Source organism: Burkholderia reimsis, assembly GCF_003294055.1.
Taxonomy (GTDB): Bacteria; Pseudomonadota; Gammaproteobacteria; order Burkholderiales; family Burkholderiaceae; genus Burkholderia; species Burkholderia cepacia.
Genome location: NZ_QMFZ01000041.1, coordinates 1 through 12,905, shown reverse-complemented (window position 1 = coordinate 12,905; position 12,905 = coordinate 1). Strand labels below are relative to the sequence as shown.

At 68.1% G+C, this 12,905-nt stretch carries 12 protein-coding genes and 1 pseudogene; 9 read left to right on the top strand and 4 right to left on the bottom strand.

What is annotated here, in order from left to right; genetic code table 11:
- The first annotated feature begins 9 nt into the window (after positions 1-9).
- The 9 genes from DPV79_RS33670 to DPV79_RS33630 all read left to right on the top strand — a co-directional run bounded on the left by DPV79_RS33670 (position 10) and on the right by DPV79_RS33630 (position 8,062).
- The gene (locus DPV79_RS33670) at positions 10-648 is read left to right on the top strand and encodes a chromate transporter (RefSeq protein ID WP_113047459.1); all 639 of its coding nucleotides are present in this window, start codon (positions 10-12) and stop codon (positions 646-648) included.
- Positions 645-1,172, top strand: coding sequence for a chromate transporter (locus DPV79_RS33665; protein ID WP_043184629.1), 528 nt, complete (start codon positions 645-647; stop codon positions 1,170-1,172). Before DPV79_RS33670 ends, DPV79_RS33665 begins: the two co-directional genes overlap by 4 nt.
- A 57-nt stretch (positions 1,173-1,229) precedes the next feature.
- A complete protein-coding gene (locus DPV79_RS33660) occupies positions 1,230-1,931 on the top strand; it encodes a YoaK family protein (protein WP_113047458.1) in 702 nt (233 codons plus the stop codon).
- A gap of 316 nt (positions 1,932-2,247) precedes the next feature.
- On the top strand, positions 2,248-3,369 hold the full coding sequence (locus DPV79_RS33655; protein ID WP_011353454.1) for a porin: 1,122 nt from the start codon (positions 2,248-2,250) through the stop codon (positions 3,367-3,369).
- Between the two features lie 376 nt (positions 3,370-3,745).
- Positions 3,746-3,970, top strand: coding sequence for a hypothetical protein (locus DPV79_RS33650; protein ID WP_043185162.1), 225 nt, complete (start codon positions 3,746-3,748; stop codon positions 3,968-3,970).
- Positions 3,971-4,214: 244 nt separating this feature from the next.
- Positions 4,215-5,573: a glutathione-disulfide reductase gene (gor, locus tag DPV79_RS33645; protein ID WP_059586888.1), complete on the top strand. Its 1,359-nt coding sequence runs from the start codon at positions 4,215-4,217 to the stop codon at positions 5,571-5,573.
- Between the two features lie 644 nt (positions 5,574-6,217).
- On the top strand, positions 6,218-6,889 hold the full coding sequence (locus DPV79_RS33640; RefSeq protein ID WP_182670311.1) for a CsgG/HfaB family protein: 672 nt from the start codon (positions 6,218-6,220) through the stop codon (positions 6,887-6,889).
- A 56-nt stretch (positions 6,890-6,945) separates the two neighbouring features.
- Complete coding sequence (locus tag DPV79_RS33635) at positions 6,946-7,377, top strand: DUF4810 domain-containing protein (RefSeq protein ID WP_048026633.1); 432 nt, start codon at positions 6,946-6,948, stop codon at positions 7,375-7,377.
- Between the two features lie 10 nt (positions 7,378-7,387).
- Positions 7,388-8,062 (top strand): DUF799 domain-containing protein, encoded by a 675-nt coding sequence (locus DPV79_RS33630; protein WP_027788935.1) that lies wholly within the window; start codon positions 7,388-7,390, stop codon positions 8,060-8,062.
- A gap of 153 nt (positions 8,063-8,215) precedes the next feature.
- Here the strand turns inward: DPV79_RS33630 and DPV79_RS33625 are convergent, their stop codons facing one another.
- From DPV79_RS33625 to DPV79_RS33610, 4 genes and pseudogenes are all read right to left on the bottom strand, one after another.
- Entirely contained in the window at positions 8,216-9,517 is a 1,302-nt protein-coding gene (locus DPV79_RS33625; protein WP_048026634.1) for an NAD(P)/FAD-dependent oxidoreductase, read from the bottom strand.
- A 24-nt stretch (positions 9,518-9,541) separates the two neighbouring features.
- A complete protein-coding gene (locus tag DPV79_RS33620; protein WP_113047479.1) occupies positions 9,542-10,846 on the bottom strand; it encodes an NAD(P)/FAD-dependent oxidoreductase in 1,305 nt (434 codons plus the stop codon).
- Positions 10,847-10,958: 112 nt separating this feature from the next.
- Positions 10,959-12,542 carry a DUF3138 family protein gene (locus tag DPV79_RS33615; RefSeq protein ID WP_048026635.1) on the bottom strand — a complete coding sequence of 528 codons (1,584 nt, stop codon included), beginning with the start codon at positions 12,540-12,542 and terminating at the stop codon, positions 10,959-10,961.
- Between the two features lie 115 nt (positions 12,543-12,657).
- Positions 12,658-12,905, bottom strand: a pseudogene (locus tag DPV79_RS33610) (putrescine ABC transporter permease PotI); the annotation flags it as partial.

Sequence of the window (12,905 nt, the reverse complement as noted above, 5' to 3'; positions counted from 1 at the left end):
AGGAGCCCCATGCAATCCGCCTTTCCGCCCGCCGCTCCGCCGCCGGCCGCGTCACCCCGCCGCATCGGCCTCGCCGAGTTGTTCACCGGCTTCCTGTCGCTTGGCCTCATGTCGTTCGGCGGCGCGCTGCCGTTCGCGCGGCGCACCATCGTCGACGAGCGCAAGTGGCTTTCCGCCGACGAATTCACCGACCTGCTCGGGCTGTGCCAGTTCCTGCCGGGCGGCAACGTGATCAACCTGTCGGTGGCCGTCGGCATGCGCTTTCGCGGCGTGGCCGGCGCGTTCGCCGCCATTCTCGGGCTGATCGCGGGCCCGACGCTCGTCGTCGTCGCGCTCGGCGTGCTGTATGCGAAGACGCAGAACGATCCGCGCGTGCAGCACCTGTTCGCGGGGCTCGCCGCCGCGGCGGCCGGGCTGCTCGTCGCGATGGCCGTGAAGGTCGCGAAGCCGCTGCGGCATGCGCACGCGGCGGCCGGCATCGCGGCGCTCGCGTTCGTCGCGATCGCGGTGCTGCGCATCCCGCTGCTGACCGCGATGCTCGTGCTGACGCCCGTCAGCATCTGGCTCGCGTCGCGCCGCCGCGATGCCGGCACGCCGCAGCCGGCGCCGGCCGCGGCGCGCGACACGCAGCCGGGAGGCCGGCCATGAACGACACGCTGATCGCCATCGCGACGATCTTCAGCCAGTTGTCGCTGCTCGCATTCGGCGGCGGCAACACGATCCTGCCGGAGATGCAGCGGCAGGTCGTCGACGTCCATCACTGGATGAGCGCGCACGAGTTCACCGCGCTGTTCGCGCTGGCCCAGGCGGCGCCCGGGCCGAACATGATGATCGTGTCGCTGGTCGGCTGGCACGTGGCCGGCTGGAGCGGGCTGCTGGTCGCGTCGCTCGCGAAGTTCGGGCCGTCGTCGATCGTCACCGTGCTCGCGCTGCATGCGTGGGAGCGCTTTCGCGACCGGCCGTGGCGCCGCTACGTGCAGCAGGGGATGATGCCCGTCACGGCCGGGCTCGTCGCGGCGAGCGCGGTGCTGATCTCCGAGGCGTCGAACCGCACGGCGATCCAGTGGGGCATCACCGCCGCGTGCGCGGTGCTCGCGTGGCGCACGCGCATCCATCCGCTGTGGCTGCTCGCGGGCGGCGCGCTGATCGGGCTCACGGGCATCGGGCAATGACCGTCGCACGGTAACGTCCCGTGCGCCATACTGGCGCGAATCTTCACGGGAGGCTCGATGGATCTCGACGGCGCCAGCCGCAATCTCACTGTCGCCGCGTTGCTGACGCTGTCCGGCGGCTACCTCGACGCTTACACGTACGTGGGCCACGGCCACGTGTTCGCGAACACGATGACGGGCAACGTCGCGCTGCTCGGCATCAACGTGTCGGCCGGCGAATGGGCGGCCGCGCTGCACCACGTGCCGCCGCTCGGCGGCTTCGTGGTCGCAGTGTTCGTCGCGCACCTGCTCGGCCTCGCCGCGCAGCGCGGGTGGATGCGGCATACCGCATTCGCGAGCCTGCTCGTCGAGATCGCCTTTCTCGGCGTCGCCGCGAGCGGGCTCGTCGGCGCGTCGAGCGCATGGCTGATTCCGGGCATTTCGTTCGTCGCGACGCTGCAGACGCTGTCGTTCACCCATCTCGAGGAACTGTCGTACACGTCGGTGATGACGACCGGCAACCTGCGCCGCGCCGCGCAGAAGCTGTTCGTCGGGCTGATCCCGCGCTACGACGCGGGCGCGCTGCACGACTCGGCGCTGCTCGCGACGATCAGCTTCTGCTTCCTGGCCGGCGCGGTGATCGGCGGCCTCGTCACGCGGCTCGTGCCGGAGTTCGCGCTGTGGGGTGCCGCGCTGCTGCTCGCCGGTGCGTTCGCGGAGATCCTCCGGCGTGCCTGGCGCCGGCGCGAGACGCCCGGCGAGCCGCCTGTGGCGGCGTGACGGAGCCTCCCGCCGGCACTTCCGGCCGCCTGCCCGTTCCCCCGCGCCTGCGGGGCGATGCTTACAGACCCGACATCCCGTAAGCCGCATGGCCGGAGGATGCCGTGCGGCATCCGACGCCCGCCCGGCGCGCCTCGCGCGCGCAGCGTTGTGCGCGGGCGACAGTTCCGCCGTTACCGCGCATTTCAATTTCTTTCAGCGATTGCAGTCGTCATATGATTCAGCCCACATCGCGCGCGCCAAGAACGCGAGCGATCGCCACCCGGCTGCGCACGCGGCCGGCCATGAACGGAGACACCTACAACCAGGAAAGCTCATGAAGCAGACCACCCGACTCGCAGCCATCGCAGGGGGCGCCGCGCTCGCATTTGCCAGCCAGTACGCGGCCGCACAAAGCTCGGTCACGCTCTGGGGCGTCGCCGACGCCAGCATTCGCTACCTCACCAACGCCAACGCCAAGAACGACGGCCTGCTGTCGATGACCAACGGCGCGATCACGAACAGCCGCTTCGGCATCTACGGCACGGAAGATCTCGGCGGCGGCCTGAAGGCCGTGTTCAACCTCGAAAGCGGCGTGAACCTGCAGAACGGCGCATTCGCCGACAGCGGCCGCCTGTTCAACCGCGCGGCGTACGTCGGCCTGCAGAGCCCGTACGGCACCGTGACCCTCGGCCGCCAGAAGACGCCGCTGTTCGACCTGCTGTCGGACACCTACGATCCGCTGACGGTCGGTAACTACCTCGAAAACGCGTGGCTGCCGGTCGCACTCGGCGGCGGCCTGTATGCGGACAACCAGATCAAGTACACGGGCAAGTTCGAAGGCCTGACCGCGAAGGCGATGTACTCGACCGGCACCAACTACGAATCGACCGGCGCCGGCGGCTTCTCGGGCCAGATCCCGGGTTCGCTCGGCAAGGGCAATGCGTGGGGCGTGTCGCTGTCGTACGTGATGGGCCCGCTCAGCATCGCGGCCGGTGCGCAGCAGAACAGCGACAACTCGGCGCGCAAGCAGACGATCTACCACGCGAACGTCGTGTATGCGTTCAGCAAGGCGAAGATCTACGCGGGCTACCTGCGCTCGAAGGACGACACGGGTTTCGTCGACAGCCTGCTCGCCCAGCAGTCGATTCCGGTCGCGAAGGGCACCGGCCGGATCGACGACGGTCCGTTCGCGGGCGTGAGCTGGCAGGTCAGCGCACCGCTGACGCTGACGGGCGCGTTCTACTACGACCACATGCGCAATGCGATGACCACGAACGGCACGCTCGCGAGCGGCAACCGCTACGCGATCGTCGGCATCGCCGAGTACGCGCTCAGCAAGCGCACGGAAGTCTACGGCACCGTCGACTTCAACAAGACGAACGGCGCGGCGAACGTCGAGCTGCCCGGCCGCAGCAACCAGACCGGCATCGCGATCGGCCTGCGCAATATCTTCTGACGAACGCCGGAACGCATGCGCCGGCAGTCGTCCGGCATGCATCGAAGGGGCGCCGCGAGGCGCCTCTTTTTTTTCGTCGTGCGACCTTCATACGCGCGCACGACTATTCGGCGAATGCTCCATCACGAGACCCCCGCGCCGTAAGGGAACCGTCGGCAATCCAGAACATACTTTTACAGTGCGCGCGAAGCCTTTCCGCTACGCTGCGTGCATCGCCCGTTGCGTGCCGCCAGGCTCGCGCGGTGCGTCGTTCCGGTCACGCTCGGCGAGCGCGGCCGGCCTGGTGCGTAACTTGTGTATCCGGTGATGACAATCTCGGTTCGCCGGTTTTTTTCGTGGGACGATGCGCTCACGATTTTCTTGAAAGGGGATGACGATGGGTATCCTGAACACCGTGGGTGAAATCGCTGGCGCAGTGGCAGCCGTCGAAGGCGCGGAAAAGCTGGATCCGGATGCGGGCCTGCTGACCAAGGCGGCAGCCGCCGTCGCCGGCTTCAAGGGCGCGGAAGCGATCGAAGGCATGCTCGAGAAGAAGGAAGAGCAGCCGCAGCAGGCAGACGACACGCAGGCGACGGACGGCAGCGACACGTCGCAGGCATGAGCATGGCGGCTGGTCCGGCCGTGGGCGCGCCCTTCGCGCACCCGGCCGGGCCGGTGCCGCGCAGCCGGCAGGTCGGGCATGCGGTCGATCGGTGACGCATGGCACACCCGGCAGCCGGTTTGACCGGCGAGAGGCAACGTCTCTCGCCGTTTTTTATTGGGCGTGCGCGTGGCGGCACCGTGTGCCGCAAGAATTCCGGAATCTTGCTATCGTGCCTGCATCCGAACTGCGATGAGGCAATGCGATGGATTTCGACTACGACCTGTTCGTCATCGGGGCCGGCTCGGGCGGCGTGCGGCTTGCGCGCATGTCCGCGTCGTACGGTGCCCGCGTCGGCATAGCGGAAGAAGAGCAGATCGGCGGCACCTGCGTGCTGCGCGGCTGCATCCCGAAGAAGCTGCTCGTCTACGCATCGCACTACCCGCACGAAGTCGAGGACGCGCAGGGCTTCGGCTGGACCTTCGGCGCCGGCACGCTCGACTGGCCCGCGCTGATCGCCGCGAAGGATCGCGAGATCAACCGGCTCAGCGACATCTACATCAACCTGCTGCGGCAATCGGGCGTCGAGATGCACGCCGGGCGCGCGACGCTCGTCGATGCGCACACGGTCGCGATCGGCGAACGCACGATCCGCGCGCGCCATATCGCGATCGCGACCGGCTCGCGCCCGTCGATGCCGGCGCGGCCCGGCATCGAACATGCGATCACGTCGCGCGAGGCGTTGTCGCTCGCCGCGCGGCCCGCACGCATCGCGGTGGTCGGCGGCGGTTATATCGCGGTCGAGTTCGCGGGCATCTTCAACGGCTTCGGCAGCCACGTCGACCTGTTCTATCGCGGCGAAAAGATCCTGCGCGGCTTCGACGACGACGTGCGCCAGTTCCTCACCGACGAGATGACGAAGCAGGGCGTCACGATCCACGCGCGTGCGGTGGTCGAGTCGATCGAACGCGCGGACGACGGCACGCTGAGCGTGCGCGTCGGCGATGCGCGGCACGGGCCGTACGATCAAGTGCTGTATGCGACCGGCCGCGTGCCGAACGTCGACGGGCTCGGGCTCGAACAGGCGGGGGTGATGCTCGACGCACGTGGCGCGATTGCCGTCGATGCGTATTCGGCGACGTCGGTGCCGTCGATCCATGCGATCGGCGACGTCACGTCGCGGCCGCAGCTCACGCCGGTGGCGACGCGCGACGGCGCGTTGCTTGCCCGCACGCTGTTCGGCGGGTCGCGAGTCGCGACCGATCACGAATGGGTGCCGTCGGCGGTGTTCAGCCAGCCCGAGGTCGCGACGGTCGGTCTCACCGAGGCGACCGCGCGCGATCTTTACGACGGCGACGTCGACATCTACCGCACGTCGTTCAAGGCACTGCGCCACACGCTGTCGGGCCGCGACGAGCGCACGCTGATGAAGCTCGTCGTCGCGCGCGACAGCCAGCGCGTGGTCGGCGCGCACATGGTCGGCCGCGATGCGGGCGAGATCATCCAGGGGATTGCGATCGCGATTCGCGCGGGCGCGACGAAGGCGCAGTTCGACGACACGATCGGCATTCACCCGACCGCGGCCGAGGAGTTCGTGACGATGCGGCAGAAGGTGGCCGACTAGCGGGAGCGGATGCGCGCGCGTTCGTACGCGCGGCAGGATTGCCGGAAGGCAGCGTGACCGGCGAACCCGTCGGGTGCGGTAAAGGCAGCCGGATTTCGGTGATTATTCTCGGGATAGGGGTCATGCGGATGGGCGGTACGGACAATATATCTTGATATCGCCGGATTCGAGATCGATCGTCGGCGACAACAAAGGAAAATCGGCACGCTGCGCCCATATGCCTGCAAAGCCCCTGTCGGCGAGGAATTGCGCCGATTCGACCGCGCGCGTCGGATAAGTAAGAAAATCGTCAACTATTATCAAGACTCCTCATCTCGATAAACAGGCTTGATATGATCGCGAAAAATCATATACGGGGCCGATCATGCGCGATCAACAGCGCAGTAACCAGAATAACGGTATAGCCGGCGCGCGCGAGCCTGTCGCGTACCGCGCCGCGCATCCGCATGTCGTCGCAACGCACGGGTTGCGCGCTCGTTTCACTCATCTACTGCCACCGCCGGTGCGGCGATGAACGCGCGTGCGTCCATCGCGCCGACGCACGCATCCCCGTTCGCACCGCAACCGTTTCGACCGCCGGGTCGTTCGCGAGCCGGCGTGCCCGTTCCGGGCCATCTTTCCACACAAGGAGACCAACAGTGAACATTCAGACACGACGCACCGTCCTCGTGGCGGCGGCGCTCGTTGCGGCGCTGTCCGGCTGCGCGACCGAATCGTCGCGCACGCTCGACGTGCCGGCCGTGAGCAGCGCGCAGAAACCGTACGCGGGCAAGCCCGTCGCGATCGCGGTCGGCAAGTTCGACAACCGCTCGAGCTACATGCGCGGCATCTTCTCGGACGGCATCGACCGCCTCGGCGGGCAGGCGAAGACGATCCTCGTCACGCGCCTGCAGCAGAGCCGCCGCTTCAACGTGCTCGATCGCGAGAACCTCGACGAGATCAAGCAGGAAGCCGGCTTCATGAAGAAGGCGCAGGCCGTGAAGGGCGCGAACTACGTGGTGACCGGCGACGTGACCGAGTTCGGCCGCAAGGACGTCGGCGATCACCAGCTGTTCGGCATCCTCGGCCGCGGCAAGACGCAGGTCGCATACGCGAAGGTCAACCTGAACATCGTCGACACGACGACGTCGGAAGTCGTCGCATCGAGCCAGGGCGCGGGCGAGTTCAGCCTGTCGAACCGCGAGGTGATCGGCTTCGGCGGCACCGCCGGTTATGACTCGACGCTCAACGGCAAGGTGCTGGATCTCGCGATCCAGGAGGCCGTGAACCATCTCGTCGACCAGGTCGACGCCGGCACGCTGAAGGTGCCGCAGTAAGCGCCGTGCGCGACACGCGCTCGACGAATCACTCACTCATCGGAAGAGACAAGACCATGAAACGGGGAATCTGGCTGCCGGCGACGGCGGCCGCCATGCTGCTCGCGGGCTGCGCGGCACCGACCACGCCGCCGCTCTATCAGTGGAACGGCTATCAGCCGCAGGTGTACGAATACTTCAAGGGGCAAAGCTCGCCGCAACAGCAGATCGACGCGCTCGAGAAGGCGCTGCAGGAGATCCGCGCGAAGGGTAACAAGCCGCCGCCCGGCTTCCATGCGCATCTCGGGATGCTCTACGCGAGCGTCGGCAACGGGCAGCAGGCCACGCAGTCGTTCGAGGCCGAGAAGGCGCTCTTTCCGGAATCCGCGTCGTACATGGATTTCCTGATGAAGAAGAAGGCCGTGAATCCGCAGGCCGCGAACCCGAAGGCCGCCGACCAGGCGATCGCCGGCCGGAAGCAAGCCGATCCGACTCCCGCCCAACAGTAACGTGCGTGCCATGATCAAGACACTTTCATTCAAGCTGCTGTCCGTGCTGTCGCTCGTCGCGCTGCTGAGCGCATGCGCGCAACCCGTCAAGCGTCCCGACTACACGGCCTTCAAGAAGAGCCAGCCGCGCTCGATCCTCGTGCTGCCGCCGGTCAACGAGACCACCGATGTCGGCGCGACCTACGGGGTGCTGTCGCAGATGACGCAGCCGCTCGCCGAGTCGGGCTACTACGTGGTGCCGGTCGCGGTGATGGACGAGACCTTCAAGCAGAACGGCCTCGCGAACGCGGCCGAGATCCAGAACACGTCGCCGGCGAAGCTGCGCGAGATCTTCGGCGCGGATGCCGCGCTCTATTCGAAGATCACGCAATACGGCTCCGTCTACCAGGTGGTGGACAGCACGACGGTGGTCGCGGCGTCGGCGAAGCTCGTCGACCTGAAGAGCGGCGACGTGCTGTGGCAGGGCGAGGGCCGTGCGACCGGCAAGGAGGTCGGCAACTCCATGAGCGTCAATGCGTTCGGTGTCGTCGGGATGCTGGTGCAGGCGGCCGTCAAGCAGGTCGCACATTCGCTGACCGACGAAGCGCACGATGTGGCCGGGCTGACCAGCAGCAGGTTGTTGTCGGCGGGGCCGCCGAACGGGTTGCTGTACGGGCCGCACTCGCCGAAGTACGGGACTGACTGACCCGCGCGGATGCAGCGGCTTCGGCCGGTCGGGCAGGCCAGGTCGCCTGCCTGCCGTGCCGGTGCCGCGACATCCGGCACCCGGCACCCGGCGGCCGCGTTCGCGCGGCCGTTTTGCATGGCGGGCGGCGGCGCTCGCCGCCCGCGCCGCCGCTCAATGCACGCCGAACGCGTCGAGCAGCCGGTACCAGCTCATCGCGAGCACGAGCGCCGGCGTGCGCAATGCCTCGCCGCCGGGGAAGTCGCGATGGCGGATCTTGTCGAACAGGTCGAAGCGGCTCGCCTGTCCGTCGATCGCCTCGGCGATCAGCTTGCCCGCGAGCGCGGTCGTGTTCACGCCGTGCCCCGAGAACCCCTGCGCGAAATACAGCGTCGGCGCGATGCGGCCGAAGTGCGGCGCGCGGTTCATCGTGATGTCGACGAAGCCGCCCCACGCGTAGTCGACCTTCACGTCCGCGAGCTGCGGGAACGTCTTCAGCATGTCCGCGCGCATCGCCGCGGCGAGATCGCGCGGCTCCCGCGTCGAATAGCTGACCTTGCCGCCCCACACGAGCCGCGTGTCGGGCGCCGGCCGGAAATAGTCGAGCACGAAGCGGCTGTCGCAGATCGCCGCGCGCGCGGGCATCAGTGCGGCGGCGCGCGCTTCGCCGAGCGGCTCGGTCGCGATCACGTAGGTGCCGACCGGCATGATCTTCTTCGCCAGCGCGGGCGCGAGCGTGCCGACGAAGGTGTTGCACGCGAGCACGACGAAACGTGCGCGCACGTTGCCGCCGCTCGTCTCGACGACATGGCCGCCCGCGACGTCGCGCACGCGCGTCACGCAGCTGTCCTCGTGGATGCGCACGCCCGCACCGGTGGCCGCGCGCGCGAGGCCGAGCGTGTAGTTCAGCGGATGGAGGTGGCCGCTGTCCGGGTCGTACAGGCCGCCGCAATAGCGGTCGGACTGCACGTAGTCGCCGAGTTCGTCGGCTTCGACGAAGTGGAAGCGGTCGTAGCCGAAGCGCTTCGCGGCTTCGTCGCGCCAGCGTTTCAGTGAATCGGCATCGCGTTCGGTGTTCGCGGCGGTCAGGTAGCCGGGCACCAGCGCGCAGTCGATGTCGTGCTGCGCGATGCGCGACTTCACGAGCGACAGCGTTTCGAGCCCCATGTCCCAGATGCGCTTCACGTCGCCTTCCGGCATGAACTGCGCAAACGTATCGATGTCGCACGCGAACCCGCCGATCAGCTGGCCGCCGTTGCGGCCGCTCGCCGCCCATCCGACCCGCGACGCTTCGAGCACGGTCACCGAATGGCCGCGCTCGGCGAGGTTGAGCGCGGCGGACAGGCCCGTGAGGCCCGCGCCGATCACGCACACGTCGGCATCGATCGTGCCGGCGAGCGGCGCGTGGCGGGTCGTATCGTTGGCGGTCGCCGCGTAGTAGGACGCGACGTGCGGCTGGTTGGCGAATGTCTGCATGGTCGGGAAAACGAATAAATGGGCTTAGAACAGCTCGCGCACGCGGTGGTACAGCATCCCGAGCTCGAGCGCGGGTTGCCGCCACGCGTCGCCGCCGGGGAAGCGCCGGTGGCGCATGCGAGCGAACAGGTCGAACGCGCGCGTGTCGCCCGCGACCGCGCCGGCAATCGCGCGTCCTGCAACGCCGGTGAGCGCGACGCCGTGCCCGCTGAAACCCTGGACGTAGAAGAAGTTCGGATCGAGCGCGCCGAAATCCGGCGCGCGGTTGCGCGTGACGTCGACGAAGCCGCCCCACGCGTGGTCGACACGCACGTCGCCGAGCTGCGGGAACACGCCGACCATGCGCCGCCGGATCGTTTCGGCGAGCGTGGCGGGTGACGCGCCGGCCGAATTCGCGCGGCCGCCGAACAGCATCCGGTGGTCGGCCGACAGCCGGAAGTAGTCGAGGAAGAAGTTGTTGTCGCACACGGCCTCGCGCTGCGCGATCAGCGCATCGGCGCGTGCCTGGCCGAGCGGCTCGGTCGCGATGATGTACGACGCGATGGGCGCGATGCGGGCGGCCGTCGCGGCCGGCAGCACGCCGCCTGGGCCCGCGTTGCAGCACGACACGACGAAGCGGCAGCGCACGTCGCCCGACGGCGTGCGCACGACGGGCCGCGCGCCGCGCACGACGTCGAGCGCGGGCGTGTGCGCGTACAGCGCGACGCCTTCGCGCCGCGCGGCTTCGGCGAGGCCGAGGCAGTACTTGAGCGGATGCAGGTGGCCCGACAGCGGGTCGTAGACACCCGCGAGATAGCGTGTCGACGCGATGCGCGCGCGGATCTCGCCGGTGTCGAGCCACGACAGCGACGGATGGCCCCAGCGCCCGGTTGCGGCGTCCATCCATGCGCGCAGGTCGTCGATGCGGCGCGGCTTCGTCGCGACCGTCAGGTAGCCGCGCGTGAAGTCGCAGTCGATCCCGTAACGCGCGATCCGCTCGGCGATCAGCGCGACGCCGTCGAGCGACAGCGACCACGCGGCGCGTGCGCCGTCGGCGCCGAGCTGCCGCTCGATTTCCTCGTCCTTCGCGAAGCCGGTGATCGCCTGCCCGCCGTTGCGGCCCGACGCGCCCCAGCCGGGCCGGTGCGCATCGATGACCGCGACCGACAGCCCGCGCGCGCGGCAGTCGAGCGCGGTCGACAGGCCGGCGAAGCCGGCGCCGATCACGCAGACGTCGACGTCGATCGTGTCTTCGAGCACGGGGTCGTCGGCGGCCGGCCGCACGGCCGTCGCCTCGTAGTACGAGTCGCGCGCGAGCGCATCGGCGCGGCGGGTGAAAGACTGCGTCATCAGACCGACTCCCTCGTTGCGGCCGGCACGCGATGCGCGATGCATCGTGTTGCGGCCGGTAAAAACGGCGCGGGACGCCGTGCACGCGGCACGGCGTCCCGCGTGTGCTGCGTCAGAACGAATAGATGAACTGCGTCGCGAGCAGGTCGTTGGACTTGCCGTACGAACCGTCGTTGCGCAGGAACACCTTGTTGTTCGCCCAGTCGTGCCGGTATTCGACCTTCACGGTGATCTGCTGGGTCGGGTAGAACAGCAGGTCGAGCGCGACGTCCTGGCGTACCGCCCCCTTGCACTCGAAGCCCAGGCCGCCGCCGGCCTTCGATTGCGCGAGGCAGTCCGCGTCGACGCCGAAGCCGTTGCTCGGATCCATCCCGTTCCCGTTCAGCGCGATGCCGCCACCGCCGCCGCCGTTCTTCGAGTTGGCGAGCAGGTCGTAGCGCAGCGTCACGCCCATGCGGCCGACCACCGGTGCGTTGAACTTGCGGTGCGCGAGCAGCGACAGGCCGTACCACTGGGCGAGCCCGCCGTTGAACGCCGCATGCTGCTGACGGCCGTAGTCGACTTCCGCGTTGTACTGAATGTCGGCGAGCGTGTAGGTCGCGTCGAGTTCACCGAAGAAGAACGAACCGTATGCGCTCGGTGCCGCACCGCCCGGGCCGTAGTTGGTGCCGATCTGCTGGCCGGTCACCGGATCAGTTACCGCGGCTGACGACAGCGTCTGCCGCCCGATGTTGAACGACCCGCCGATGTCGAGCGCGCTCGACCACGTGTAGTCCGCGCGCGCGGTGAAGGTCGGCACCTTGTTGCTGGTCGTGATCGGGTCGCCGAGCGCGTTGGTGCCCTTCTGCGTGACCGAACCGTACGTGCGGTACTGCTCGTTGCCGAGGAAGAACTTCCACGCCCAGTTGCCCTTCGTGTAGTTCGCGCCGATCCCGACATAGCTGCCCGGATCCGAGAAATCGTACAGCAGGTTGTGCGTGAGCGTGAGCATCTGGTTCGACTGCTGCACCTCGTAGCCGCCGAAGCTCGGGATCAAGCCGGCGACGAGTGTCGTCTCGGCGGTGATCGGCACGTTGATGACCGCCGTGTTCAGCAGGTTGTCGGTGATCGAGCCGCGCGAGTTCTGCAGCAGCGTGATGCCGTTGCCGCGGTTCGGCATCAGCGTGATTTCCGCCGACGGTGCCATCGGGCCGACGCCGAAGGTCTTCTTGATGTCGAGGTAGAGATCGCCGAACGTGCTGTTGAAGTAGTTGTACGCGTTCTCGTGGTTCGCGAACAGGAACGACGACGTGCCGGCCGCGCGGTTGTAGATGTAGGTCGGGTCGATGTAGCCCGTGACCGACAGGCCGGCCAGCGGGCCCGTGTTGGCCGCGTCCGTCAGCGAATCGACCTTCAGCTGCTGGTTCGCGATCTGCTGCTTCATTTCGCCGACTTCGTCGTTGGTCAGCGTCGCCTGCGCCTTGCCGTAGTCCGGCGAGCCCGGATCGACGGCCACGGCGACCGGCGCGGCCTTCGTGCCGGCCTGGGCGGTCGCGGTGCCGCCCTTCGCCGAAAGTTGCGCCTGCATCGCCTTCATCTGCTTCTGCAGCGCCGCGACCTGCGCCTGCAGCGCCTTGATCTCGGCGGATGTCGAGTCGGCCAGCGCGATGCCCGGCAACGCGCCGGCCACCAGCAGGCAGATCAGTTTCTTCTTCATTGCGGATTCTCCTTGTCGTGCGCCTGTCAAATCGGGATCGAATCGCGCGCCCCCCCTGGGGCAGCGCGCCTTGCTTGTCTGCACTGCTTGTTATCGTCGAAGCCGGAGTTCGTCGTCACGCCACCGCGAACGCCGCCTTCATGTCGGCCACGCGGCGCCGTTCGCGCGCGATCATCATCCGGTTCACGACGATCACGCCGATCGTCACGGCCGTGATGAACAGCGTCGCCAGCGCGTTCATCTCCGGGTTCAGCCCCAGCCGCACGCGCGAGAACACCACCAGCGGCAGCGTCGTCGACCCCGGCCCCGACAGGAACGCCGACAGCACCAGGTCGTCGATCGACAGCGTGAACGACAGCAGCC